Raw genomic sequence first — 21,882 nt, forward strand, 5'->3', positions numbered from 1 at the left:
CATCTTGGGGGTATCGCGATTTCAGGCCGCCAGGGCCTGCTTCTGCAGCTGGACCAGCTCGGCGATGCCGGCTTCGGCCAGGCCGAGCAGCTGGTCCATCTCGCGGCGGGTGAAGGCCGCACCTTCGGCGGTGCCTTGCACTTCCACATAGTGGCCGGCGCCCGTCATGACCACGTTCATGTCGGTGTCGCAGGCCGAGTCTTCGGTGTACTCCAAGTCCAGCAAAGGCGTGCCTTCGACAATGCCCACCGAGATGGCGGCCACCTGGTCGAGGATGGGCGACTGGCTGATCTTGCCCGCGGCCAGCAGGCCGTTGACCGCGTCCTGGGCCGCCACGAAGGCGCCGGTGATGGCCGCGGTGCGGGTGCCACCGTCGGCCTGCAGCACATCGCAATCGAGGTGCAGGGTGCGTTCACCGAGGCGTTTGAGGTCGAACACCGCGCGCAACGAGCGCCCGATCAGACGCTGGATCTCCTGGGTGCGGCCGGTCTGCTTGCCGCGGGCGGCCTCGCGGTCACTGCGGGTGTGGGTGGCGCGCGGCAGCATGCCGTACTCGGCAGTCACCCAGCCTTCACCGCTGCCGCGCTTGTGCGGGGGCACTTTTTCTTCGACCGAGGCGGTGCACAGCACCTTGGTGTGGCCGAACTCGATCAGCACCGAGCCTTCGGCGTGCATGGTGTAGCCGCGCGTGATGCGCACCGGGCGCAATTGGGCTGCGGCACGCTGCTGGCTGCGTTGGAAAGAGGTGGGGGTGGCCGTCATGGTGAAGAATCCGTTGAGATGAAACAGGCCGGCCAGGCGGCCGGCAGGGCGTGATTGGAACCCGCCGCAGGCCCGGGTTCAAGCCCGGGCCGGGATGCCCTGCCGTGGCACCGGGGCAATCCAGGGCCATCCAGGGCATTCGTGGCGTGGCTCAGTGCTTGCGCTGGGCCGAGCGGCGGATGGCTTCGTTGATCTCGGCGATGGAGCGCTCGATGGCGGCATCGTCCAGATCGTCGACAAAATTATCCAGGGCACCCGACTGGATGGTCGAGGCGAACACCCCTTCGCTGATGCTGTCGGTCGAGATGCCGCGGGTGGACTCGAAGGTGTCGGGGGTTTCCCACTCGAGCGCGATCACGGTGACGTTGTCACTGCTGTCGCCAGCCTTGCGCAAGGCGGTCTCGACCAGCTCGGGCACCGCCTCGGAAACTGGCAGGCGGCTCAGGTGGCGCACGATGTCTTCGTCATGGACGCTGCCCCACAAGCCGTCGGAGCACAACATGATCTTGTCGCCCTGCTGCAGGATGACCGGCCCGGTGACGTCGAAGACGGGCTTGGTGGGCGAGCCCAGGCAGGTGAACAGCACGTTGCGGTTGATGCGCTCAGGCAACATCATGGTCGGGCTGCGGTGCTCCAGGTAGGAGTGATCGCGGGTGCGGGTGAGCAGTTCGGCGTCGCGCACCAGGTACAGGCGCGAGTCACCGCAGTGCACCCAACTGGCGCTGCCGCTTTGCACCACCCCGGCCACCAGGGTGGTGCGCGGGGTGTCGAGCATGCCCTTGTCGGCGGCGTAGCGCAGGATCTGGTGGTGCGCGGCCATCAGTGCGGTGGTCAGGAACTCGGTCACGTCGGCCAGGCGGGGTTGGGCTTCGCGCTGGAACAGCGCCGAGATGGTCTGCAGGGCGATCTGGGCCGCCACCTCGCCTTCGGGGTGCCCGCCCATGCCATCGGCGAGCACGAACAGGGCCGAGTCACGGGTGTAGCAATAGCCCATGCGGTCTTCGTTCTTTTCACGACCTCCGCGGCGGCTGACCTGGAAAACTGAGAATTTCATTTCGGTTTGACACCCACGTCCGTGGCTTCACGGCCGGATTTCTTCCTGTTGTCGGACACCAGGGTGTCGAATTGCAAGCGCACCTTCTCGCCCACGGAGAGCTTGGTGTAGCGGCGCTCGCCCTCGCGGCTGAGCTCTTTTTGCAGCGCAAACACCGACTGCGGACGGGCCAGCGGATCGAGCGCCATGCACCACTCGACCACCTCGATCAGGTTGTCGGAGTAAACCCCGCGCAGGCGCGACAGGGCCAGCGAGAGGCGGTCTTTTTCGATGCGCTGAGGCGCCTCGTTGGGCGGGTAGCCCTGCATGCAGGCGTAGATGCAGGCGCCGATGGCATAGATGTCGGTCCAGGGGCCCATGGCCGCATCGCGCCGGTACATCTCGGGGGCGGCAAAGCCGGGTGTGTACATCGGGCGGATGAAGTTGCCCTCTTTGGACAGCACTTCGCGGGCGGCACCGAAGTCGATCAGCACCGCCTTGTTGTCGTCGGTGATGAAGATGTTGGCGGGCTTGATGTCCAGGTGGAGCATCTTGTGCTGGTGCACGATGCGCAGGCCGCGCAAGACCTCGTCGAACAGCGAGCGGATGGTCGACTCACGAAACACCTTCTGGGTTTTCAGGTCGCGCGCGGTGATGATGAAGTCCTGCAGGGTGGCGCCCTCCAGGTAGTTCATCACCATGTAGACGGTTTCGTTCTCGCGGAAGAAATTCAGCACGCTCACCACCGAGGGGTGGGAGATCTGGGCCAGCGAGCGCCCCTCTTCAAAAAAGCTTTTCAGGCCGAGCCGGTACAGCGAGAGTTTTTCGGGCTGCACCCGGGGCAGCAACTCACCAGCGCCGCGTGTGGCCAGCGATGAAGGCAAGTACTCTTTGACGGCGACCTGCTGGCCTTCCATGTCGAGGGCCAGGTACACCACACCGAAGCCGCCCGCAGACAGACGACGCACCACGCGGTAGCCACCGATGACGGTATCCGGTGGAAGCGGTGCCGGTTTGACCTTCGACATGTGGAGATAGACGGGACGGGCACCCCGTCCAGGCGGGATAATCCCTGTATTGATTTATGTAATAGAACCCAATGCCAGTTTACAGCATGACCGGTTACGCCACTGCCCAGCAGGACGTGGCCACCCCTGAGGTCGGCGGCGACGCCAAAAGCAGTGCCACCACCCGGTTTGGCCTGGAAATTCGCGCTGTGAACAGCCGCTTTCTGGACCTGAGCTTCCGGCTGCCCGAAGAGTTGCGACAGCACGAGCCCGCCCTGCGCGAGCTGCTGACCGCCAAGCTCAAGCGCGGCAAGGTCGAGGTGCGCGCCGCGCTGGAGCAAGAAGGCGGCGACGGCCTGAAAGAGCCGACCACCCGCCAGCTGCAAAAGCTCAATGCCATCCAGGACCAGGTTCGGGCCTGGCTGCCCCAGGCCACGCCGCTGAGCGTGGCCGACGTGATCCGCCTGGGCGGCTCGGACGCCCATACCCTGCTGCCCAGCGCCGAAGAGGTGCAGGCCCTGGCCGCCAAGGTGGTCAAGGAGCTGCTGTCGGCGCGCCAGCGCGAAGGCGCCCGCCTGAGCACCATGCTGCAAGACCGCATCAGCCAGTTGCGGGCCCTGGCGGCCCAGGCCACCCCGCTGGTGCCGCAGCTGGTGGAACAGCAGCGCCAGCGCTTTCTGGAGCGCTGGAAGGAGGCCATGAACCTGACCGAGGGCAGCACCCTGCCCGAGGCCGCCCAGGACCGCGCCCTGTCCGAAGCCACGGCCTTTGCCATCCGCATCGATGTGGCCGAAGAGATCACCCGCCTGGATTCGCACCTGGACGAACTTGAGCGCCTGCTCGGCAAGGGCGGCGAGCTGGGCAAACGGCTCGACTTCCTGATTCAGGAACTGCACCGCGAGGCCAACACCCTGGGCTCGAAATCGGCCGCCCTGGAACTGACCCGCATCAGCGTGGACATGAAGGTGCTGATCGAGCAGATGCGCGAACAAGTCCAGAACATCGAATAAGCCCCCCGAGCCCAACCCAGACCCTGACCTCATCATGGATTACCCAGGAAACCTGTTTGTCGTGGCCGCCCCCAGCGGGGCCGGCAAGTCCAGCCTTGTGAAGGCACTGCTGGAGCTGGACTCGCGTGTCCAGCCGTCCGTGTCGCACACCACCCGGCCGCCGCGCGGCCAGGAAAAGCACGGACGCGAATACTTCTTCGTGTCCCAGCCCGAATTTGATTCGATGGTGGCCAACAACGCCTTCATCGAGTGGGCCCATGTGCATGGCAACCGTTATGGCACCTCGAAAAAGGCCATCGAAGAGCGCATTGCCGAAGGCGCCGACGTGGTGCTGGAGATCGACTTCCAGGGCGCGATCCAGATCAAGAAGGCGTTTGCCAACGCCATCCTGATCTTCATCCTGCCCCCCAGCTGGGAAGAGCTGCGCTCGCGCCTGGAGCGCCGCGGCGAAGACGCCCCGGACGTGATCGAACTGCGCCTGAAAAACGCCGCGGTCGAGATGGCGCAGGCCTCGAAATTCGACTTCGTTATAATCAACGAATTGTTTGAGCGCGCCCTTTTCGACATGAAAGCCGTGGTGCACGCCCAGCGTCTCAAGTATGCAGCCCAGCGACGCGCCCGGGCTGACACCTTCCACTCACTGAACATAGCCTAGCCGGCGGAGAACCCTCATGGCACGCATTACCGTTGAAGATTGCCTGGTCAATATCCCGAACCGCTTCCAGCTGGTTCTGGCGGCCACCTACCGTGCCCGCATGCTGAGCCAGGGCCACTCGCCCAAGATCGAAAGCAAGAACAAGCCGGCCGTCACCGCCCTGCGCGAAATCGCTCAAGGCAAGATCGGCCTGGAAATGCTCAAGAAGGTTCCCTGAACCTGTTCGCGCCCCTGGCGCCGAAAAAGCACCGCAGCCGCGGTGCTTTTTTTTGCCCTTTCTCCCACTCATCTCTGACAGCGCTACATTAGAAGCATGACTGCGGTGCTGCCCTCTTCCTCTGCCACGCCCCCGAAAAGTGCTGCCGCGGCCGCCGGCTCCGCCACGACGGCTGCCGCCAATGCCGCCGCCGCAAGCTTTGCCGCCCTGGTCGACGGCCTGGGCTACCTCGGCCCCGCCGGCATCGAGCAGGTGCGCCAGGCCTACCGCTTTGCCGACGCCGCCCACCTGGGCCAGTTGCGCAACAGTGGCGAACCCTACATCACCCACCCCATCGCCGTGGCGGCCCAGTGCGCCGTCTGGAAGCTCGATGCCCAGGCCCTGATGGCGGCCCTGCTGCACGACGCGCTGGAAGACTGCGGCGTGACCAAGGCCGAACTGGTCGACCGCTTCGGCCTGCAGGTGGCCGAACTGGTGGACGGACTGACCAAGCTGGACAAGCTGCAGTTCAACACCCGCGAAGAGAACCAGGCCGAGTCCTTCCGCAAGATGCTGCTGGCCATGGCGCGCGATGTGCGGGTGATCCTGATCAAGCTGGCCGACCGCACGCACAACATGCGCACGATGTCGGACATGCCCAAGAGCAAATGGGGCCGCATCGCCTCCGAGACGCTCGAGATCTACGCCCCGATTGCCCACCGCCTGGGGCTGAACCAGACCTACCGCGAACTGCAAGACCTGTCGTTTCGCCACCTGCACCCCTGGCGCTACGCCATCCTGGCCAAGGCCGTGGCCAAGGCCCGCAGCCGACGCCGTGACCTGATCCAGAAGGTGCAGGCCGATGTCGATGCCGCCTTTGCCACGCTGGGCATGCGCATCCGCATGGCCGGGCGCGAAAAAACCCTGTTTTCGATCTACTGCAAGATGGACGAGAAGCACCTGAGCTTTGCCCAGGTGACCGACATCTACGGCTTTCGCATCATCGTGCCGGGCATCACCGACTGCTACACGGCGCTCGGCGTGCTGCACCAGATGTACAAGCCCGTGCCGGGCAAGTTCAAGGACCACATCGCGATTGCCAAGGTGAACGGCTACCAGTCGCTGCACACGACGCTGGTGGGCCCCTCGGGCATCAACATCGAGTTCCAGATGCGAACCGAGGAGATGCACATGGTGGCCGAAGCCGGTGTGGCCGCCCACTGGCTGTACAAGGCCTCCGACCACGAAGGCGATCCGTCCGAGCGCCTGGGCACCCAATGGCTGCAGTCGCTGCTCGACATCCAGAACGAAACCCGCGATGCCGCCGAGTTCTGGGACCACGTCAAGGTCGACCTGTTCCCCGACGCGGTCTATGTGTTCACACCCAAAAGCCAGATCATGGCGCTGCCGCGGGGCGCCACCATCGTCGACTTTGCCTACGCCATCCACAGCAACATCGGCGACCGCACCGTGGCGGGCAAGATCAATGGCGAGCAGGTGCCGCTGCGCACCGAACTCAAGAACGGCGATGTGGTCGAGGTGGTCACGGCGCCCGTGTCCTCGCCCAACCCGGCCTGGCTGGGCTTTGTGCGCACCGGGCGGGCTCGCTCCAAAATCCGCCATTACCTGAAGACACTGGCCCAGACAGAGTCTGAATCGCTGGGCGAAAAGCTGCTGATCCAGGCCCTGCGTGCCGAGGGCATCGACCGCCTGCCGGAAACCCGTGACCCGCACTTCCCGGGCATCTGGGACAAGCTGCTGCGCTTCACCGGCAACAAGACGCGCAGCGAATTGATGACCGACATCGGATTGGGCAAGCGCATTGCCAGCATGGTGGCCAAGCGCCTGACCGTGCTGATGACCGAGGGCGGCGAAAAGCGCGATGCCCTGCTGCTGACGCGCGAACGCTACACCTCGCATGAAAAGCTGTCGCAGGGCGCCGTGCTGCTCGATGGCAGCGAAAACGCCTCGGTCAAGTACGCCCCCTGTTGCCGTCCCATCCCGGGCGACGCCATCGTCGGCTACCTGGGCCGTGGCGAGGGCCTGGTGGTGCACACCGCCGACTGCGCCACCGCCAAGCGCCTGCAGCACAAAGACAGCGAACGCTTCATTGCGGTGGACTGGGCCGACGAACCGGTGCGCCCGTTCGAGACCGGGCTGGTGGTCACCGTGACCAATGGCAAGGGCGTGCTGGCCCGCGTGGCCGCCGACTTGGCCGCCTCCGAGGTGGACATCACCCATGTGGACATGGGCGATGAGGGCCCGGCCAGCACCGCCGAGCTGCGCTTTCTGGTGTCGGTGCAGGACACACCGCACCTGGATGCTGCCTTGCGCCATCTGCAGCGCACGCCCACCGTGCTGCGGGCCGCGCGCATCAAGCCCGGGGCCTGAGGCTTTTCAAGGCCGACTCAGGCGGCCGGTGCCGGCGCCGGGTAGACCACCTGCAGGATTTCGATATCACGCGGCCCCGAGGGCGTGATCAGCTTGACCACGTCACCCTCACGGGCCTTGAGCAAGGCGCGCGACACCGGCGAGATCCAACTCACCTGCCCCAAGGCACTGTCGGCCTCATCGATGCCCATGATGGTGACCGTGCGCTGTACGCCCTCGTCGTCTTCGTAGGTGACCGTGGCACCGAAGAACACCTGATCGCTGCCGTGGTGCACGCTTGGGTCGGTGACCTCGGCGATCTCCAGGCGCTTGGTCAGAAAGCGGATGCGGCGGTCGATCTCGCGCAGGCGCTTTTTGCCGTAAAGGTAGTCACCGTTTTCCGAACGGTCGCCATTGCTGGCCGCCCAGTGCACCACATCGACCACCTTGGGTCGCTCTTCGTCGATCAACTGGAACAGTTCGTCACGCAGGCGCTGGTAGCCCGCGGCCGTGATGTAGTTGCGTGTGCCCGCAGGCAGGGCCGGCAGACCCAGGTCTTCGTCATCGTCTGCCCCTGCATCCGACTCTCGCGTGAACGCCTTGCTCATGATCTCCTCTTCAACCATCGCGGCCATTTCTTGGCCCCAGGCCCGTGCTGGGCCGCATGGGCCCGAGTGTGCACGAATCCACCGCCCGTCCAGAACAATCCACCCGGCCGAGAACGATTTGTCCCGAGCTTGCCCCACATCAATCCGGCAGCCCACACAGGCCGGGCTGCACTCGATACAGTCAGTGCTGACCTTGTCCCTGGATGGCGTTGCGCCCCGGAAAGAACACCATGCCCACCGAAGCCACTCAAGCAGAGCGCCGCGCGCGGGCTGATCTGCGCGTCATCTTCCTCGAAGCCTTTGAGATGCTCACGCCGTTTTTTTCGCAGCAAAATGGCTGGGGCAGCGCCAGTTCCCACGATCACCTGGCCTACCGGGCGCTGAAAGAGCGGTTTCCGATGCTCAGCGCCCAGGACTGCCTGGTGCTGGTGATGACGGCCAAGCGCCTGCCACCTCAGGGGCGCCCCATCGGCAAGCCCTGACCCCCTTCTTGCCCACAGGAGCCTGTCCCGATGTTTGAATCTGCCGAGCTGGGCCACAAGATCAGCAAAGCCGCCTACAAGGCGGCCGTCCCCGAATTGCGCACAGGCCTGTTGCAGGCCCAGGCTGAGCTGTATGAGAAAAAGCCCTTCCCCGTGCTGCTGCTGATCAGCGGTCAGGACGGCGCCGGCAAGGGCGAAGCCATCAACCTGCTGTACGAATGGATGGACTCGCGGTTCCTGTCGACCCTGGCCTTTTCGGAGCCGACGGACGAAGAACGCGAACGCCCCCCGATGTGGCGATATTGGCGCTCGCTGCCGCCCAAGGGGAGGCTGGGCATCTTTGCCGGATCCTGGTACTCCGACCCGATCCGACAACGCATCGCCGGCGAGATCACCCTGCCCGAGCTGGATGCGCGGGCCGCCCAGATCAACCGCTTCGAGGCCATGCTGGCCCAGGAGGGCGCCCTGATCCTGAAGTTCTGGTTCCACCTCACCAAGGACGCGCAGCGCGAGCGCCTCAAAGCCCTGGAGAGTGACCCGCGCACGGCCTGGCGGGTGAGCCGCTGGAACTGGGATCGACTCAAAACCTACGACCAGCTGCAGGATGCCGCTGGCCACCTGCTGCGCATCACCAACACGGCCCAGGCGCCCTGGATCGTGCTGGAAGGCAATGACGACCGCTACCGCTCACTGACCGTGGGGCAACTGGTGCTCAAGGCGCTGCGCAAGCGCCTGGGCCAGCCCGCCGCCATCACCGCACCACCGCCGCCCGCAGCGCCCTTGCTGCGGGTGGACACCGACGGGCGCAATGTGCTGTCGCAACTCGACCTGGCCCGCACCCTGGCCGCCAAGTCCTACAAGACCGAGCTGGCACATTGGCAGGGGCGCCTGGCCGAGCTGGTCCGCCACCCCAGCTTTCGCCAGCGTGCCCTGGTCTGCGCTTTCGAGGGGCCGGATGCGGCGGGCAAGGGCGGCGCCATCCGCCGCATCGGCGCGGCCCTGGATGCGCGCCAATACCAGGTGATCCCGGTGGCAGCCCCCAGCGAGGAAGAGCGCGCGCAACCCTATCTGTGGCGCTTCTGGCGCCACCTGCCCCGCCAGGGCAACGTCAGCATCTTTGACCGCACCTGGTACGGCCGCGTTCTGGTGGAACGCATTGAGGGCTTTTGCAGCGAGGCCGACTGGCAGCGCGCCTACTCCGAGATCAATGATTTCGAGCACGAGCTGGCCGATGCCGGCACCATCGTGGTGAAGTTCTGGCTGCAGATCAGCCAGGAGGAACAGCTGCGCCGCTTCCAAGAGCGCGAATTGATTGACTTCAAGCGTTTCAAGATCACCGAAGAAGATTGGCGCAACCGCGAAAAATGGGATGCCTACCAGCAGGCCATCTGCGACATGGTGGAGCGCACCAGCACAGGCAACGCTCCCTGGACCCTGGTGGAAGCCAATGACAAGAACCACGCCCGCGTGAAGGTGCTGCGGACATTGTGCGAGCGGCTCGAGGCCGAACTGGAGCCGGCCAAAGCGGTGAAGGCCAAGACACGCAAGGCCGAGGCCAAACCCCTGGCCGCTGCCCGCAAGAAACCCAAGAAGGACTGACGCCCGAGAAGCCAGGCCGGGCCGGCCATGCCCGGCCAACGAGCCAAGCCCCGGATGACCCGGGCTTGCACCTGACCCGGGCTGCAGCACAGGGCCCAAGCTGAAGGCAGAAACGAAAAAGCCCTAGAACATTTCTGTTCTAGGGCTTGTCGTTTGGTGCGGCTGGCAGGATTCGAACCCACGACCCCTTGGTTCGTAGCCAAGTACTCTATCCAACTGAGCTACAGCCGCTGAGCTTTGTATTCTAACCTGATTTTTCAGCGTGCTTTGCGAAGTTTGAAAATTTTTTCTTACTTGCTTTGCATCGCGTTGCTTCAGGCCAGAAGCGCTTCGTTGTGCGAAGACCGCTATTATGCACGACTTTCGAGGCCCTTCGGGGAAACCCGAAATTTTTTTGCCCCTCCCTGCCGGCGCCAGTTCGGTCGCAGATGTCACCAGCGATACTGCACCACAAGGCCCTGAAGGCGCCGGAATTGGGCAAAATCGAGCCTCACAAGGAGGTGGCGAAATGAGCCAGACAGGGAGCGGTCGATGGCAACGGTGACTTGCCGTGAATGTGGTACGGAGTTCGCATCCGATGCGTTCGTATGCCCCCATTGCAAAGCCTGGCGTGGGGAAGCCGGCACAGGCGCTCACCCCAGCAACGAGCCGACCAACCGCATTCTTCAGACTGTGGCGATCGCCTTGATGGCCGCCACACTGATGTGCACCGTCGGGCTGATGCTGCTTTGGAACTCAACCCCTCTGCCCTCAGCCCGCCCACCAGAGACCAGCCGCCCCCCTGCCCAGGAACTGGCCCACGCCGACACCGCCCCCGTAGCAGCCTCCAATGGCAAGACAGATGGCAATGGCATGCCGATGTCTCAGCCCAGCCCCGCCCCTGGGCATTCGCCCTGATTGACCGAGCACTCATGCCCCCACGTTTTGTCCGCCACGCCAACGCCCATGCCACCCGCCCCACCAGAACCTGGTTACGCCAAGGGCTCGCCGCCTTGCTCGGAGGCCTGCTATGCACGGGGGCGTGCGCCGAATTTATCGATGGCGCCGAACTCAATCGCTGGTCAGAGGCCTACGAGCGGCAGCGCCAGGGCCTTCAAAGCGCCAAGGATGGGCGCGACATCCTGATGTTCATGGGCTATGTCATGGGCGTCTGGGACGCCACCCTGGGGGACCGCGACTTTCTGTGTACACCCGACGATTTTGCGTCAATGCAGATGTACCAGATCGTCGCCAAACACGTGCGCGATCACCCCGAGAAATGGGGCCTGCCAGCCGACTACCTGATCCGCGAAGCCGCCCTGCGCACCTATCGCTGCAAAAACAAGAACTGAACCTGCCTCAGCGGGGTTCGGATTCAGGTGAAAACGCGCCGGGTTCGGCGCAGCCGGGTGTCGGTGCCAGCGAAGCCAGCACACCACGAACCTGATCAAGCACCTCGTCGGCCAGGGCGCGATCGGCCTTGACCACGCCGCGCGAGATCGCGTTGGCCCCGACAAAGGCGGCCACGAACACGCTGGCCAGCGCGGCCCGCTGGGCTGTATCCATCGTGTCAGGCAGCACCGACTCGACGCCGGAACGGAACTCGACAAAGGCCTCGGCAAAGCTCTGGCTCAGTTGTTCGCCTTGGCGCCCGGTCTCACAGGCCGTGGCGATCAAGGGGCACCCGGCCTCCAGGTCGTCTCGCCGGCGTGGGTTGAGGTAGGCCTTGAGGTAGGTCTCCACATCGCGTTCCGCCCCGGGCCGTGGCGCATTGACCCGGTCAAAGCCCCGCCGGAATGCATGGCTGAAAGCCTGGGCCGCCAGGTCCTGCTTGTCGGCAAAGTGCTTGTACAGCGCACCGGGCGTCAAGCCCGCCTCCCGGCTCACCTCGGCCACGCCGATGCCGTCGATCCCGTGCTTCTTGAACAGCCTGCCGGCCGCATCCAGCAAGGCCTGCCGGTTTTGCTGCGCCTGCTCCTTGGTCACTTTCATGGCTGAACACCTCGTTGACACTTTTTGATATCGACCATTATCATAAACACCCTCAACCCACACAACCTGAAGCCAGCCGCCTCGCTCAACCATCGGCGAAGCAGCCCTTCACCCTGAAGGACGCCACCGCATGCTCGCACCCCGTCTGGCTTTGTATCTGAAACACCTGGGCATCCATTACGCCTGGGTGATCGCGGCACTGACTTTTCTGGCCATGCTGGTCACCTCGGCCGCCCTGGGGCTGCCCGGCGCCTTGATGCAGCCGCTGGGCCAGGAGTTTGGCTGGACCACCACCGAGTTGTCATCGGTCTTTGCCATCCGTTTTGCACTGTATGGGCTGCTGGGGCCTTTTGCCGCCATGGTGCTGATGCGCTATGGCGTGTCGCGCATGGTGGCCATTGCTGCGGCGGTGATCGCCAGCGCCTTGCTGCTGGGGGTGTTCATGCACAGCCTGGGGCAGGCCTTTGCGCTGTGGGGCCTGCTGCTGGGCGTGGGCACCGGCCTGACCGCCATGGTGCTGGGCGCCACGGTGGCCAACCGCTGGTTTGTGCAGCGCAAGGGCCTGGTGATGGGCCTGCTGGCCGGCAGCAGTGCCACCGGGCAGTTGGTGTTCCTGCCGCTGGTGGTCTGGCTCATCGAGCAATACGGCTGGCGTTGGGCCCTGGCCCCGGTGATCGCGGCCTCGCTGGGGGTGTTTGTGCTGATGCTGCTGTTCATGCGCGACCACCCGTCCGACCTGAAGCTCAATGCCTACGGCGCCCCCGCAGGTGAGCCCATCCAGCCCCCTGCAGCCAAAGCCGACTGGGGCCTGCCGCTGCGCACGCTGGCCAGCGCCTCCAGGGTGCCCTCGTTCTGGGTGCTCGCGGCCAGCTTCTTCATTTGCGGGCTGAGCACCAACGGCCTGATCCAGACCCATTTCATCTCGCTGTGCGGCGACAACGGCCTGGGGGCGGTGCCGGCTGCGTCGGTGCTGTCGATGATGGGGCTGTTCGACCTGGTGGGCACCACCCTGTCGGGCTACCTGTCTGACCGCTACGACAGCCGCAAGCTGCTGTTCTGGTACTACGGCTTGCGCGGGCTCTCGCTGTTCTGGCTGCCGTACTCCGAGTTCACCCTGGTCGGTCTGTCGATGTTTGCCGTGTTCTACGGGCTCGACTGGATTGCCACCGTACCGCCCACCGTGAAGCTGGCCGCCGCCGAGTTCGGCCCCGAACGCGCCAGCGTGGTCTTTGGCTGGGTCTTTGCCGCCCACCAGTTGGGGGCTGCTACCGCCACCTACGGCGCGGGGCTGTCGCGCTCGGTGCTCGCCTCGTACACCCCGGCCCTGTTCGTGGCCGGCGGGGCTTGCCTGATGGCGGCCGTGATCATCATGCGGCTGCAGCCTGCGGTCCCGCACGCCAGCAAACCCCAGCGCTGACCCCCGGTTAGGCCAGCGGCAGCGCCCCCGCACCAGGGCCGATCCTGCCCCCCACCCCGGCGCGATAACCAAGGGAGTTCACGCCCACTGTTTCGGCATCTTTTCAGATGTTCGGCATCTCTCAAGAATCCGTCCACTTGCAGGGCACAAGCACCCGAGCAAGAAGACGGAGAGCACACCAGCGGCCAGCCCCACCCGGGCCCGCCCTGGGCCGTGATGCCCGACCACCACAACATCTGAAGAGACAAACATGACCCAGCACTTTCCCTTGCGCACCCTGGCCGGCACCGTCGCGGCCCTCACGGCCGCCGGCATCCTGACCGCCTGTGGTGGCGGCGGTGGCGGTGGCGGCAGCAGCTTGTTCGGCGGCGTCTACGACAGCCAACTGGCCTTCGACAAGTCCAAATACACGACCATCACCGTCACCCTCGACGGCGTGAGCACGCCGGTGCGCTGGTACCGCGAGGTCTGCTATGTCGCCAAGCCCATGCAGTTGGCGCCTACGCAATCTGCCGGTGCGGTCGACAACCTGACCTGCGGCTACCAGAACATGAACATCTTTGTGCGTGAGGTTGATGCCGCCCGGCAGGACAACGCCATCTTGCTGAACGTCAACAACGCCGGCTGGCTGGCCAGCTACCAAGGGGGCAAGGGGGGCTGGAACGGCACGGACGCGATCACCAGCGCCAACTACAGCGGCGCCGACATCGTGAACGGCGGCAGCTACGTCAGCAACAGCGACACCGACAAAAAAGGCGCTGCGCTGGCGCGTGGCTTTGTGTACGTCAACATGGCGTCGCGCAGCCGGGGCGCGCTGGCACCCGCGGGCGTCTACACCGACGGCCTCTACCAGGGCAAGGCACCGGCTGCCATCGTGGATGCCAAGGCTGCCGTGCGCTACCTTCGCCTCAACGACAGCCTGATGCCCGGCAATGCCAGCCGCATCGTGGTCAACGGCACCAGTGGCGGTGGCGCCCAGAGCACCCAACTCGGTGCCACCGGCGACAGCACCGACTACCTGCCCTACCTCAAGGCCGTGGGTGCCGCGGGCATCGACCTCAATGGCAACAGCACCACCCTCAGCGACAAGGTCTACGCCATCGTGGCCTACTGCCCGATCCAGGACTTGGGCAGCGCCGACCTGGCCTACGAGTGGATGTTCAACGTGCTCAACACCCGCAGCCTGGTGTCGGCAGACCAAAAGACTGGACTGATCGTGGATGCCAACGGCAATGAACTGGTGCGCGCCTCCAACCCCGACCCCAGCGGCAGCGCCACCCTCATGAACAAGTTTGTCGCCTACCAGGCCAGCCTGGGCCTGAAGAACGACGATGGCAGCGCACTGACCACCGACAACATGCTGGCCGCCCTGCAAAACGAGATCACGAAAGCGGCGAGTGCCTACGTCAAGTCGGGCAAGACCTTGGTTGCCTACAACGCCAACGGCAGCGCAGCGGCCAATGGCGTGGCCGGCGGCAGCGGCACCCTGTACTACAAGAACGACTTCATCAATGTGGATGCCAGCGGTGCCGTCACGTTCTTCAACTTTTCGAACTACCTGAAGTTCGTCGCCAAGCAAGCCCGCCTCAAGGCCGTACCGGCCTTCGACCAACTGGGCCAGACCCCGGCCCTGGCCACCACCGCGACCAGCGACACCACCAAGGCCGGCGCCACCATCTACGGCAACTACAGCGGCGGTGAATCCAATCTGTTCGGCACGGCGGCCCAGGTGTACTCCAACTTCACCGAGTACGCCTGGAACAACAACAACGGCGGCGACGCCATCAACGCGGCGCAAAGCAACGTGGGCCTGAAAAGCACCGGCTACACCTGGGCCAACAACCCGCAACAGGCCTACCTGCTGAACCAGTACAAGCTGATCAACGCCCTGCCCTACATCGGCAAGACCGACGGCATCACCCCCCACTGGCGCATCCGCGTAGGCGCACGCGATCGCGACACCTCCTTCACCGTGGCCTACAACATCAGCCGCGCCCTCAAGGCCGACACCAAGGTCAAGAACGTGGACTACGCCCTGTTCTGGGACCAGGGCCACGCAGGCAACTACGACGTGCAGGACGCTTTCAGCTGGATTGACCAGCGGCTGGCGACAGGGAACTGAGGCTGGAGTGCGGCGGAGCAACTCAGCCAGGCCGTTGATGGGCCCGGGGCGCCAGCCAGCCCCGGCCAAATCGTGACCAAGTAGCCGCCCTGGACGTTGCCCTGCCACCCCATCCGTCCAAGCAACTTACAAATCGCCTTACACGGCCCACCCAAGAAAAAACCGCGCTACCTATTCGATAGCGCGGTTTCCTTATCTAGCTTGGTAGGGCGTGAGGGACTTGAACCCGCGACCAAAGGATTATGAGTCCCGCTATACCTGTGTTGATAGGCATTCCAATAGATTGATGATATCTATAAAAATCAACACCTTACAAGAAACACCTCATCTAAAGCACAAAATTTTTGTTGATCAATATTCCGCAAAATTGCTGTATTCTGGCTACACAGTGGCTACACGGAACGCCGTGTAGCCAAACACAGCAGGAATCTTCAACATGGCTCGCCCTAGAAACAATGAAGCGCCCGACCTGAGCAAGCGCATCAATCTCACAGTCGGAGTCATCGAGCGACTCACTTGCCGAACAGACCAAAAAGCACAGGCCTTCCTCCGCGACTCGGAGGTCCCGGGCTTGAGGGTCAGGGTCACCAACACCGGTGCCAAATCTTTCGTCTTCGAGGCCAAACTAGACCGTCAGACCATCCGTCGAACGATCGGCGACGTGAAGACATGGACTATCGACCAGGCAAGAGCCGAGGCGCGCCGTCTGGCGGTCACATTGGACAACGGTGACGATCCGCGAGAACTTGCTCGTCAACGCGAGGCAGAAAAGGCGAAGCAAAAGGCTGCAGCGGTAACTCTTGCGACCACCGCGCAAGAAGCCTGGACAACCTACATCGAGGAGCGCAGTCCGCTCTGGGGAGAACACCATCGCAACGATCACCAACGGTTGAGCAAAGCAGGTGGCATCGCAGCATCCCGCGGCACCCGCGGCAGAGGCATTACCCAACCTGGCCCTTTGTTTGATCTCTTGGCTCGCCCACTCAGGACCTTGGACAGTGCGACCATCGAGAACTGGGCAAAAAACGAAGCAACGACTCGCCCCACAACAGCTCGGTTGGCATGGCGCCTTCTAAGAGCCTTTCTCGCTTGGTGCGCCGAACACCCAGAGTTCTCCGCTCTGGTCTCGGAACGCAATCCAGCAAAGACAAAGAAGGCAAGAGAGGCACTCGGCAAACCCGGCGTCAAACAAGATGCACTCTTACGCGAACAACTGCCGGCGTGGTTCGAGGCTGTCCGAGGGATGAGTGGAGCAGCACCGGCGGCTTACCTACAAACTATGCTGTTGACGGGCGCTCGACCGGGTGAAATTCGGTCACTGCAATGGAAAGACCTCGACACCAAGTGGAACAGCCTAACGATCCGTGACAAGGTAGAGGGTGAGCGATTGATACCGTTGACGCCGTATGTCCGAACCCTCCTGGAGGCGCTTCCGCGCCGCAGTGACTTCGTTTTCGCCAGCGGCAAAGTGGATGGCATCCCCATGTCCGAGCCCAGCAACGCGCATGACAAAGCCTGTGCAGCCGCAGGTATCGAGGATTTGACTTTGCATGGCCTTCGCCGCTCGTTCAGATCTCTCACCGAGTGGCTGGACATCCCTGCAGGGGTTGTTGCCCAGATCATGGGCCACAAGCCAAGTGCCACAGCAGAAAAGCACTACACAGTGCGCCCGCTCGATCTGTTGCGGGTTCATCACGAGCGTATCGAGTCGTGGATTCTTGAACAAGGTAAGGTGAAAGCGCCCAATCCGGCTTAACTCGGCGCCCCGGATCATCGCGTCCCTGGCAGCCCAAATCGGACGGCCAAACGTCAGCACGGCACTGTTGGGACAGAGTGGCAGAGGATGCCCCCTAACAAAACCCGAGGCATGTTGGAACCGGCTCGAGTGTCCCCTCAATGTAGGTGGCCACGGGACGAGAAGACTCAGCAGGCGAGATCATGATCATTCTGTCCTGTAGCCGCCCCTGACGCAGCCACCGCGACTCCGTCAAGGCCGACATCGTTGTCGCCAGCAAAGCCACGAAGTTTCCACCGCGAAGGCGGCCTTCGCCAACAGCCTCATTGTCAACCTCGTGTGTCGCCGGGTGTGAGCGCCGACCTGCCCGCCCAAAACAGCAATTCTTGCTCTAGGGGGTAAAACTTTTTAATAACATACAATATACAATATACTTTTACACGCAGGACTTCCGCAATGCCCACCCATCCTTGGCTCCCAACCCCAAACCAAAGACACCTCATTGCGCTGCTGAAACATCGCGTCGAAACGATGCCAGGCACTGTTTTACTGGCACACGGTGACAAAAAACATACTGCAGAAGACCTGCTTGCAGCAGGCCGAGAGTTCAGCCAAGCGTTCAGTGCCAAAGGCCTGCGCACCGGCGATCGCGTGGCGCTTCAATGCACCAACCGCCCCGAGTTCATCGCAGTATTGGTTGGATGCGCTTTGTCTGGCCTGGTACTGGTCCCCGTCAATACGGCATCCCGCGGTTCGCAACTTGCCTACTACCTGAAGAACTCCCGCGCCCGCGTTTTCATCACCGAGACGGCCCTGCTGAACCAGATCGCCAGTGCGCAGTTTGCAGAGGCCGCCAGCCTGGAGAACCTGGAAGCCATCTGGTCACTGGACGGCGGCGACACGAATAACGAGCTGCCGCAGGTGACGGCTTTCCACGACGCGCCTCGCGCACAGGTGCAACCAGCCAATCCGGGCCATGCCACCGATGCCGCGGTGGTGATCTACACCTCTGGAACCTCGGGTCCCTCGAAAGGCGTCATCTGCTCCCACGCTCAGCTTTACTGGTGGGGACACCACTCTATTCTGAACATCGGTGTGAACGCAAAGGACGTTCTGTACACCTGCCTGCCACTGTTCCACATCAATGCCCTCAACACCTTTTACCAAGCCCTCCTGTCGGGAGGACGCATGGTGATTGGGGCCAAGTTCTCGGTATCCCGCTTCTTCAATGACCTGATCGCCGCGGAGGCCACCGTGACCTTTTTGCTGGGCGCTATGGTGCCCATGCTGTTGTCACGCGACACCGACGCATCAGAGCGCGCTCACCAAGTGCGTGTGGCCCTGGCACCGGGGGCGCTAGCACTGCACTACGAACAGTTTGTGGAGCGCACGGGCATCCAGGTACTAGATGGCTTCGGCTCAACCGAGTCCAACTTTGTGATCTGCACGCCGCTCGACCAACCCCGCCCCGGTTGGATGGGCAAAGTTGCAGCGGGCTTTCAGGCCCGCGTGGTCGACGAGTTCGACAACGAAGTTCCGCACGGGACGCCTGGCGAGTTGGTTCTGCGCAACGATGAACCCTTCGCGTTCGCCTCGGGCTACTTCGAGATGCCCGAAAAGACCGGTGAAGCCTGGCGTAACCTTTGGTTCCACACCGGCGATCGCGTGCTGCGCGACGAAGATGGCTACTTCCGCTTCCTGGATCGCATGAAGGACAGTATTCGCCGCCGCGGCGAAAACATCTCGTCCTTTGAAGTCGAACAAGTTGTCAGCGCCCACCCGGCCGTGGCCGAAGTGGCCGCGTTTGCCGTGCCGTCAGAACTGGCTGAAGACGAGGTGATGTGCGCGGTCGTGCTGCGCGACGGTGAGGCCATCGAACCGATTTCACTGATCCAGTGGTGCGAACCACGCCTGCCGTACTTCGCGATCCCACGGTTCCTGCGGTATCAAAAGGAGCTGCCCAAAACTGAAAACGGCAAGGTGCAAAAGTACAAGCTGCGCGCCGAGGGTCGCACCGCCGACACCTGGGACCTCGCCACCACGGGCCATGTGATCCAACGATGAACAAAGCCATCCTCCAAGGTGCCGTCGAGGTGCCATATGTGCGACGGTCACCCGAATCAACGACCGCCTGGCTGGGTAAAGCTTTTGAAGCTTTGCTGACGCAAGAGGGACTCAGTGCGGACCGTATTGACGGCCTGGGCGTAGCCTCTTTCACGCTCAAACCTGACCGCTGTGTAGACCTGTCATGGCGCCTAGGCCTGCAACTATCATGGTTCATGGATGACTCCAACGGGGGGGTGTCGGGTATCAACCTGCTGCAGCACGCTGTGGCAGCCATCGAGTGCGGGCTGGCCCGTAACATTGTCTTGCTGGCGGGTGATTCATTCCAGCCGGCTGATTTCCAGGACCTGGTCGCCAACTACAACCGCACCACCCAAACCCTGCTGCGGCCGCTGCGCATCGCCAACCCCAACTCGCTGTTTGCGCTGCTAACCCAGCGTCACATGGCGCAACACGGACTGACCCGCAGCGACTACGGGCAGTTGGTGCGTGCGCAACGCCGTCAAGCCAGCCGCAACCCTCAGGCTCTCTACCGCAGCGAGATGACGCAGGACGACTACCTGAACGCCCCGCTCGTGGCGGACCCACTGGGCATCTTCGACTGTGTGCCAGTGGTCTCGGGCGCCAATGCCCTTTTGATACGCCATGTGGATGAACTGCCTCCAGGGCAAACCGGCGTGCGGGTGAAGGCCATGCAGACCTGCCAAAACATGGACCATCAAGAAGGCGATGGCCTAAGCACGGGCCTGGCCCACATCCAGGGCCGCCTGTTCAGTCAAGCCGGTTTGCGTCAGCAAGACATCGACCTGATATCCGTCTACGACGACTACCCAGTCATGTCACTGGTGCAATTGCAAGACCTGGGCTTCATCAAAGGCAGCGTGCAGCAATTTCTGCGCGACACCGTGGCAGAAGACCGCCTGGCCCTCAACACTTCAGGCGGGCAACTGTCTGCCGGTCAGGCTGGTACAGCAGGGGGCATGCATGGGCTGGTGGAAGTGGTGCGCCAGTTGACTGGGCGGTGTGGAGTGCGCTCGCAGCCGAACGCCCGAACCGCCATCGTGTCGGGCTATGGCATGGTGGAGTACCGCTATGGCATGTGCGCGAATGCCGTCATCTTGGAGGCCACATCATGACGCTGTTGATGACCGTATGCGCCGACTGTGGCGTCTCGTATTTTCCAGCGCGGCTGCGCTGCCACCGCTGCGGCGGGTACCAATTCCTAGACCAAGCCGTCTACACGGCCCGCGTGAGCGGCGTCGTGCCAGTGCACCGCGTACCCGAAGACTGCCCTTGGCACTGCTTGGTTGAACTTCAAACCGAGGCTGGCGTGACGGTCATGGCAGTGGCGCAAGTGCCCCCAACATTGCACTCCTTGGTGCCCATTACCCAACAGGCCGATGGAGCCGTTTTCATTCCCTCCCATTGAAAAGAGAGCGTTCGTTATGAATCACCTAACTGCCATCAACCCTCAAGGCTTGAGCGCCTACGTGGCGCGTCCCGCAGCGGGCACCGGCCCCTTGCTGCTGGTGCTGCAAGAAATCTTGAGGTTGCCCCTGAAAATCGGAGTGCATAACCGGTCTTCAAGCGGCAGATTTGTGCTGCGCCGCCAACCAGCGATTTTCGTACTGCATGGGGCTCATGTAGCCCAACGTCGAATGTAGCCGGGAATGGTTGTAGAACCCGATCCACTCCAAAATCACCTGCCTTGCTTGGGCTCTGGTCGCGAACTTTCGACCATGAACACACGCCGTTTTCAAATGGCCCCACAGACTCTCAGTTGGGGCGTTGTCCCAGCAATTTCCCTTGCGACTCATCGAGCTGACAATGCCCCACTCCTTGAGTGTGGCCTGGAAGCTATCGCTGCAATATTGACTGCCCCTGTCGCTGTGAAAGATCAGGCCCTTGGCAGGTCGGCGACGCCAGCAGGCCATCAGCAATGCATCTTTGACCAGGCTCGTTTGCATGTGCGTTTGAAGGCTCCAGCCCACCACCTGACGGCTGTGCAGGTCCAGCACTGCCGCCAGGTACAACCACCCCTCGCCCGTGGCGATATACGTGATGTCTCCGCTCCATAAGCGATTTGGGGTCTGTGGATTGAACTGGCGTTGAACCAGGTCGGCCGCCACTGGCAACCGATGTTTGCTGTCGGTTGTGACAACAAATTTGCGCTTCGTCCTGGCTCGGATGCCGTGTCGGTGCATCAGCTTGCGCACCCGGTCTTTGCCGACCCTGATGCCTCTGGCCAACAACTCCTTGTGCATGCGTGGCCAGCCGTATTCGCCGTTGACCTGGGCATGGATGGCTCGCATGTGGGCGAGTAAGGCCTCGTCGCTGTGAAATCGCGTGGGCCCACCGTGGCCTCTCTTGCCAGCCCTGTCCCAGCTGAAATACCCACTGGGACTGACCTGCAAAACCTCACACATCAGCGTGATCGGCCAGCGTTGCTTCATCGAGTGAATCCAGGCGTACTTTGCAGCACATCCTGTGCAAAGTACGCCGCCGCTTTTTTTGCAATATCGCGCTCCATCTTCAGGCGAGCAACTTCAGCCTTCAACCGTGCAATCTCGGCCTGTTCGGGGCTCACCACCGCGGCAGGTTTGCCATCTGTCGACACCCCAAGCTGCCCTTTTGCGTCCGCCCGAACCCAGTTGGTCAAGCTAGCGCTGGGCATGCCCAGGGTCTTGGCCACCACTGCAGCAGGCCGTCCTGCCTTGACCTGCCTGACGGCTTCTTGCTTGAACTCCAAGGTGTACTTGGCTCTGCTCATCACTCCAGCGTTCATCTCTTCTCTCCTTTCCCGGCATTCTCCGGGCTGAGCTATGAACTCCGAAATTCGAGGGCAACCTCA

At 63.0% G+C, this 21,882-nt stretch carries 19 protein-coding genes and 1 tRNA gene; 13 read left to right on the forward strand and 7 right to left on the reverse strand.

Going from position 1 to position 21,882, the window contains the following annotated elements:
• Positions 1-21: 21 nt before the first annotated feature.
• The 3 genes from rph to F624_RS0125190 form a co-directional block, all read right to left on the reverse strand.
• Positions 22-762 carry a ribonuclease PH gene (gene rph, locus F624_RS0125180; protein WP_019577153.1) on the reverse strand — a complete coding sequence of 247 codons (741 nt, stop codon included), beginning with the start codon at positions 760-762 and terminating at the stop codon, positions 22-24.
• A gap of 151 nt (positions 763-913) precedes the next feature.
• Positions 914-1,816 carry a PP2C family protein-serine/threonine phosphatase gene (locus tag F624_RS0125185; RefSeq protein ID WP_019577154.1) on the reverse strand — a complete coding sequence of 301 codons (903 nt, stop codon included), beginning with the start codon at positions 1,814-1,816 and terminating at the stop codon, positions 914-916.
• Entirely contained in the window at positions 1,813-2,823 is a 1,011-nt protein-coding gene (locus F624_RS0125190; RefSeq protein WP_019577155.1) for a serine/threonine protein kinase, read from the reverse strand. Before F624_RS0125190 ends, F624_RS0125185 begins: the two co-directional genes overlap by 4 nt.
• Positions 2,824-2,894: 71 nt before the next feature.
• Here F624_RS0125190 and F624_RS0125195 point away from each other — a divergent pair, with 71 nt between their 5' ends.
• The 4 genes from F624_RS0125195 to F624_RS0125210 all read left to right on the forward strand — a co-directional run bounded on the left by F624_RS0125195 (position 2,895) and on the right by F624_RS0125210 (position 7,054).
• A complete protein-coding gene (locus tag F624_RS0125195) occupies positions 2,895-3,812 on the forward strand; it encodes a YicC/YloC family endoribonuclease (protein WP_031256230.1) in 918 nt (305 codons plus the stop codon).
• 34 nt (positions 3,813-3,846) lie between these two features.
• Positions 3,847-4,467: a guanylate kinase gene (gene gmk / locus F624_RS0125200; protein WP_019577157.1), complete on the forward strand. Its 621-nt coding sequence runs from the start codon at positions 3,847-3,849 to the stop codon at positions 4,465-4,467.
• A 16-nt stretch (positions 4,468-4,483) separates the two neighbouring features.
• The gene (gene rpoZ / locus F624_RS0125205) at positions 4,484-4,684 is read left to right on the forward strand and encodes a DNA-directed RNA polymerase subunit omega (RefSeq protein ID WP_019577158.1); all 201 of its coding nucleotides are present in this window, start codon (positions 4,484-4,486) and stop codon (positions 4,682-4,684) included.
• Positions 4,685-4,780: 96 nt separating this feature from the next.
• The gene (locus tag F624_RS0125210; protein ID WP_019577159.1) at positions 4,781-7,054 is read left to right on the forward strand and encodes a RelA/SpoT family protein; all 2,274 of its coding nucleotides are present in this window, start codon (positions 4,781-4,783) and stop codon (positions 7,052-7,054) included.
• Between the two features lie 17 nt (positions 7,055-7,071).
• Here the strand turns inward: F624_RS0125210 and greB are convergent, their stop codons facing one another.
• Complete coding sequence (greB, locus tag F624_RS0125215; RefSeq protein ID WP_031256232.1) at positions 7,072-7,641, reverse strand: transcription elongation factor GreB; 570 nt, start codon at positions 7,639-7,641, stop codon at positions 7,072-7,074.
• Between the two features lie 230 nt (positions 7,642-7,871).
• Here greB and F624_RS0125220 point away from each other — a divergent pair, with 230 nt between their 5' ends.
• Together F624_RS0125220 and pap are read left to right on the forward strand one after the other, a co-directional pair.
• Entirely contained in the window at positions 7,872-8,123 is a 252-nt protein-coding gene (locus tag F624_RS0125220) for a hypothetical protein (RefSeq protein WP_019577161.1), read from the forward strand.
• Positions 8,124-8,153: 30 nt separating this feature from the next.
• Positions 8,154-9,722, forward strand: coding sequence for a polyphosphate:AMP phosphotransferase (gene pap, locus F624_RS0125225; protein WP_019577162.1), 1,569 nt, complete (start codon positions 8,154-8,156; stop codon positions 9,720-9,722).
• A gap of 154 nt (positions 9,723-9,876) precedes the next feature.
• On the opposite strand, the gene F624_RS0125230 is transcribed toward pap, so the two are convergent.
• A tRNA-Arg gene (locus tag F624_RS0125230) sits at positions 9,877-9,953 on the reverse strand.
• Between the two features lie 680 nt (positions 9,954-10,633).
• On the opposite strand from F624_RS0125230, the gene F624_RS0125235 reads away from it, so the two are divergent.
• Entirely contained in the window at positions 10,634-11,053 is a 420-nt protein-coding gene (locus F624_RS0125235; protein ID WP_019577163.1) for a Rap1a/Tai family immunity protein, read from the forward strand.
• 7 nt (positions 11,054-11,060) lie between these two features.
• Here the strand turns inward: F624_RS0125235 and F624_RS0125240 are convergent, their stop codons facing one another.
• Positions 11,061-11,693 carry a TetR/AcrR family transcriptional regulator gene (locus tag F624_RS0125240; RefSeq protein WP_019577164.1) on the reverse strand — a complete coding sequence of 211 codons (633 nt, stop codon included), beginning with the start codon at positions 11,691-11,693 and terminating at the stop codon, positions 11,061-11,063.
• Positions 11,694-11,823: 130 nt separating this feature from the next.
• Here F624_RS0125240 and F624_RS0125245 point away from each other — a divergent pair, with 130 nt between their 5' ends.
• From F624_RS0125245 to F624_RS36550, 6 genes are all read left to right on the forward strand, one after another.
• On the forward strand, positions 11,824-13,110 hold the full coding sequence (locus F624_RS0125245; protein ID WP_019577165.1) for an MFS transporter: 1,287 nt from the start codon (positions 11,824-11,826) through the stop codon (positions 13,108-13,110).
• Between the two features lie 250 nt (positions 13,111-13,360).
• The gene (locus F624_RS0125250; protein ID WP_019577166.1) at positions 13,361-15,232 is read left to right on the forward strand and encodes a subtype B tannase; all 1,872 of its coding nucleotides are present in this window, start codon (positions 13,361-13,363) and stop codon (positions 15,230-15,232) included.
• Between the two features lie 436 nt (positions 15,233-15,668).
• Positions 15,669-16,988: a tyrosine-type recombinase/integrase gene (locus F624_RS0125255; protein WP_031256236.1), complete on the forward strand. Its 1,320-nt coding sequence runs from the start codon at positions 15,669-15,671 to the stop codon at positions 16,986-16,988.
• 435 nt (positions 16,989-17,423) lie between these two features.
• Positions 17,424-19,031, forward strand: a complete 1,608-nt coding sequence (locus F624_RS0125260) for an ATP-dependent acyl-CoA ligase (RefSeq protein WP_084679656.1) — start codon at positions 17,424-17,426, stop codon at positions 19,029-19,031.
• A 215-nt stretch (positions 19,032-19,246) separates the two neighbouring features.
• Entirely contained in the window at positions 19,247-20,167 is a 921-nt protein-coding gene (locus tag F624_RS0125265) for a thiolase family protein (protein ID WP_019577170.1), read from the forward strand.
• Between the two features lie 8 nt (positions 20,168-20,175).
• Positions 20,176-20,460, forward strand: coding sequence for a zinc ribbon domain-containing protein (locus F624_RS36550; RefSeq protein WP_420536273.1), 285 nt, complete (start codon positions 20,176-20,178; stop codon positions 20,458-20,460).
• A 154-nt stretch (positions 20,461-20,614) separates the two neighbouring features.
• On the opposite strand, the gene F624_RS0125270 is transcribed toward F624_RS36550, so the two are convergent.
• Positions 20,615-21,801, reverse strand: a protein-coding gene (locus tag F624_RS0125270) for an IS3 family transposase (RefSeq protein ID WP_425387338.1) whose coding sequence is annotated in 2 segments (ribosomal slippage) — positions 20,615-21,546 and positions 21,546-21,801 — 1,188 coding nt in all. Because the reading frame shifts where the segments join, the coding sequence is not laid out codon by codon here.
• Between the last annotated feature and the right edge of the window lie 81 nt (positions 21,802-21,882).

It is taken from the genome of Curvibacter lanceolatus ATCC 14669 (assembly GCF_000381265.1).
Classification (GTDB): Bacteria; Pseudomonadota; Gammaproteobacteria; order Burkholderiales; family Burkholderiaceae_C; genus Curvibacter; species Curvibacter lanceolatus.

Coding starts and splice junctions, on each gene's coding strand:
- rph (WP_019577153.1), bottom strand. CDS start 762: ATGACGGCCACCCCCACCTCTTTCCAACGCAGCCAGCAGCGTGCCGCA.
- F624_RS0125185 (WP_019577154.1), bottom strand. CDS start 1,816: ATGAAATTCTCAGTTTTCCAGGTCAGCCGCCGCGGAGGTCGTGAAAAG.
- F624_RS0125190 (WP_019577155.1), bottom strand. CDS start 2,823: ATGTCGAAGGTCAAACCGGCACCGCTTCCACCGGATACCGTCATCGGT.
- F624_RS0125195 (WP_031256230.1), top strand. CDS start 2,895: ATGCCAGTTTACAGCATGACCGGTTACGCCACTGCCCAGCAGGACGTG.
- gmk (WP_019577157.1), top strand. CDS start 3,847: ATGGATTACCCAGGAAACCTGTTTGTCGTGGCCGCCCCCAGCGGGGCC.
- rpoZ (WP_019577158.1), top strand. CDS start 4,484: ATGGCACGCATTACCGTTGAAGATTGCCTGGTCAATATCCCGAACCGC.
- F624_RS0125210 (WP_019577159.1), top strand. CDS start 4,781: ATGACTGCGGTGCTGCCCTCTTCCTCTGCCACGCCCCCGAAAAGTGCT.
- greB (WP_031256232.1), bottom strand. CDS start 7,641: ATGAGCAAGGCGTTCACGCGAGAGTCGGATGCAGGGGCAGACGATGAC.
- F624_RS0125220 (WP_019577161.1), top strand. CDS start 7,872: ATGCCCACCGAAGCCACTCAAGCAGAGCGCCGCGCGCGGGCTGATCTG.
- pap (WP_019577162.1), top strand. CDS start 8,154: ATGTTTGAATCTGCCGAGCTGGGCCACAAGATCAGCAAAGCCGCCTAC.
- F624_RS0125235 (WP_019577163.1), top strand. CDS start 10,634: ATGCCCCCACGTTTTGTCCGCCACGCCAACGCCCATGCCACCCGCCCC.
- F624_RS0125240 (WP_019577164.1), bottom strand. CDS start 11,693: ATGAAAGTGACCAAGGAGCAGGCGCAGCAAAACCGGCAGGCCTTGCTG.
- F624_RS0125245 (WP_019577165.1), top strand. CDS start 11,824: ATGCTCGCACCCCGTCTGGCTTTGTATCTGAAACACCTGGGCATCCAT.
- F624_RS0125250 (WP_019577166.1), top strand. CDS start 13,361: ATGACCCAGCACTTTCCCTTGCGCACCCTGGCCGGCACCGTCGCGGCC.
- F624_RS0125255 (WP_031256236.1), top strand. CDS start 15,669: ATGGCTCGCCCTAGAAACAATGAAGCGCCCGACCTGAGCAAGCGCATC.
- F624_RS0125260 (WP_084679656.1), top strand. CDS start 17,424: ATGCCCACCCATCCTTGGCTCCCAACCCCAAACCAAAGACACCTCATT.
- F624_RS0125265 (WP_019577170.1), top strand. CDS start 19,247: ATGGATGACTCCAACGGGGGGGTGTCGGGTATCAACCTGCTGCAGCAC.
- F624_RS36550 (WP_420536273.1), top strand. CDS start 20,176: ATGACCGTATGCGCCGACTGTGGCGTCTCGTATTTTCCAGCGCGGCTG.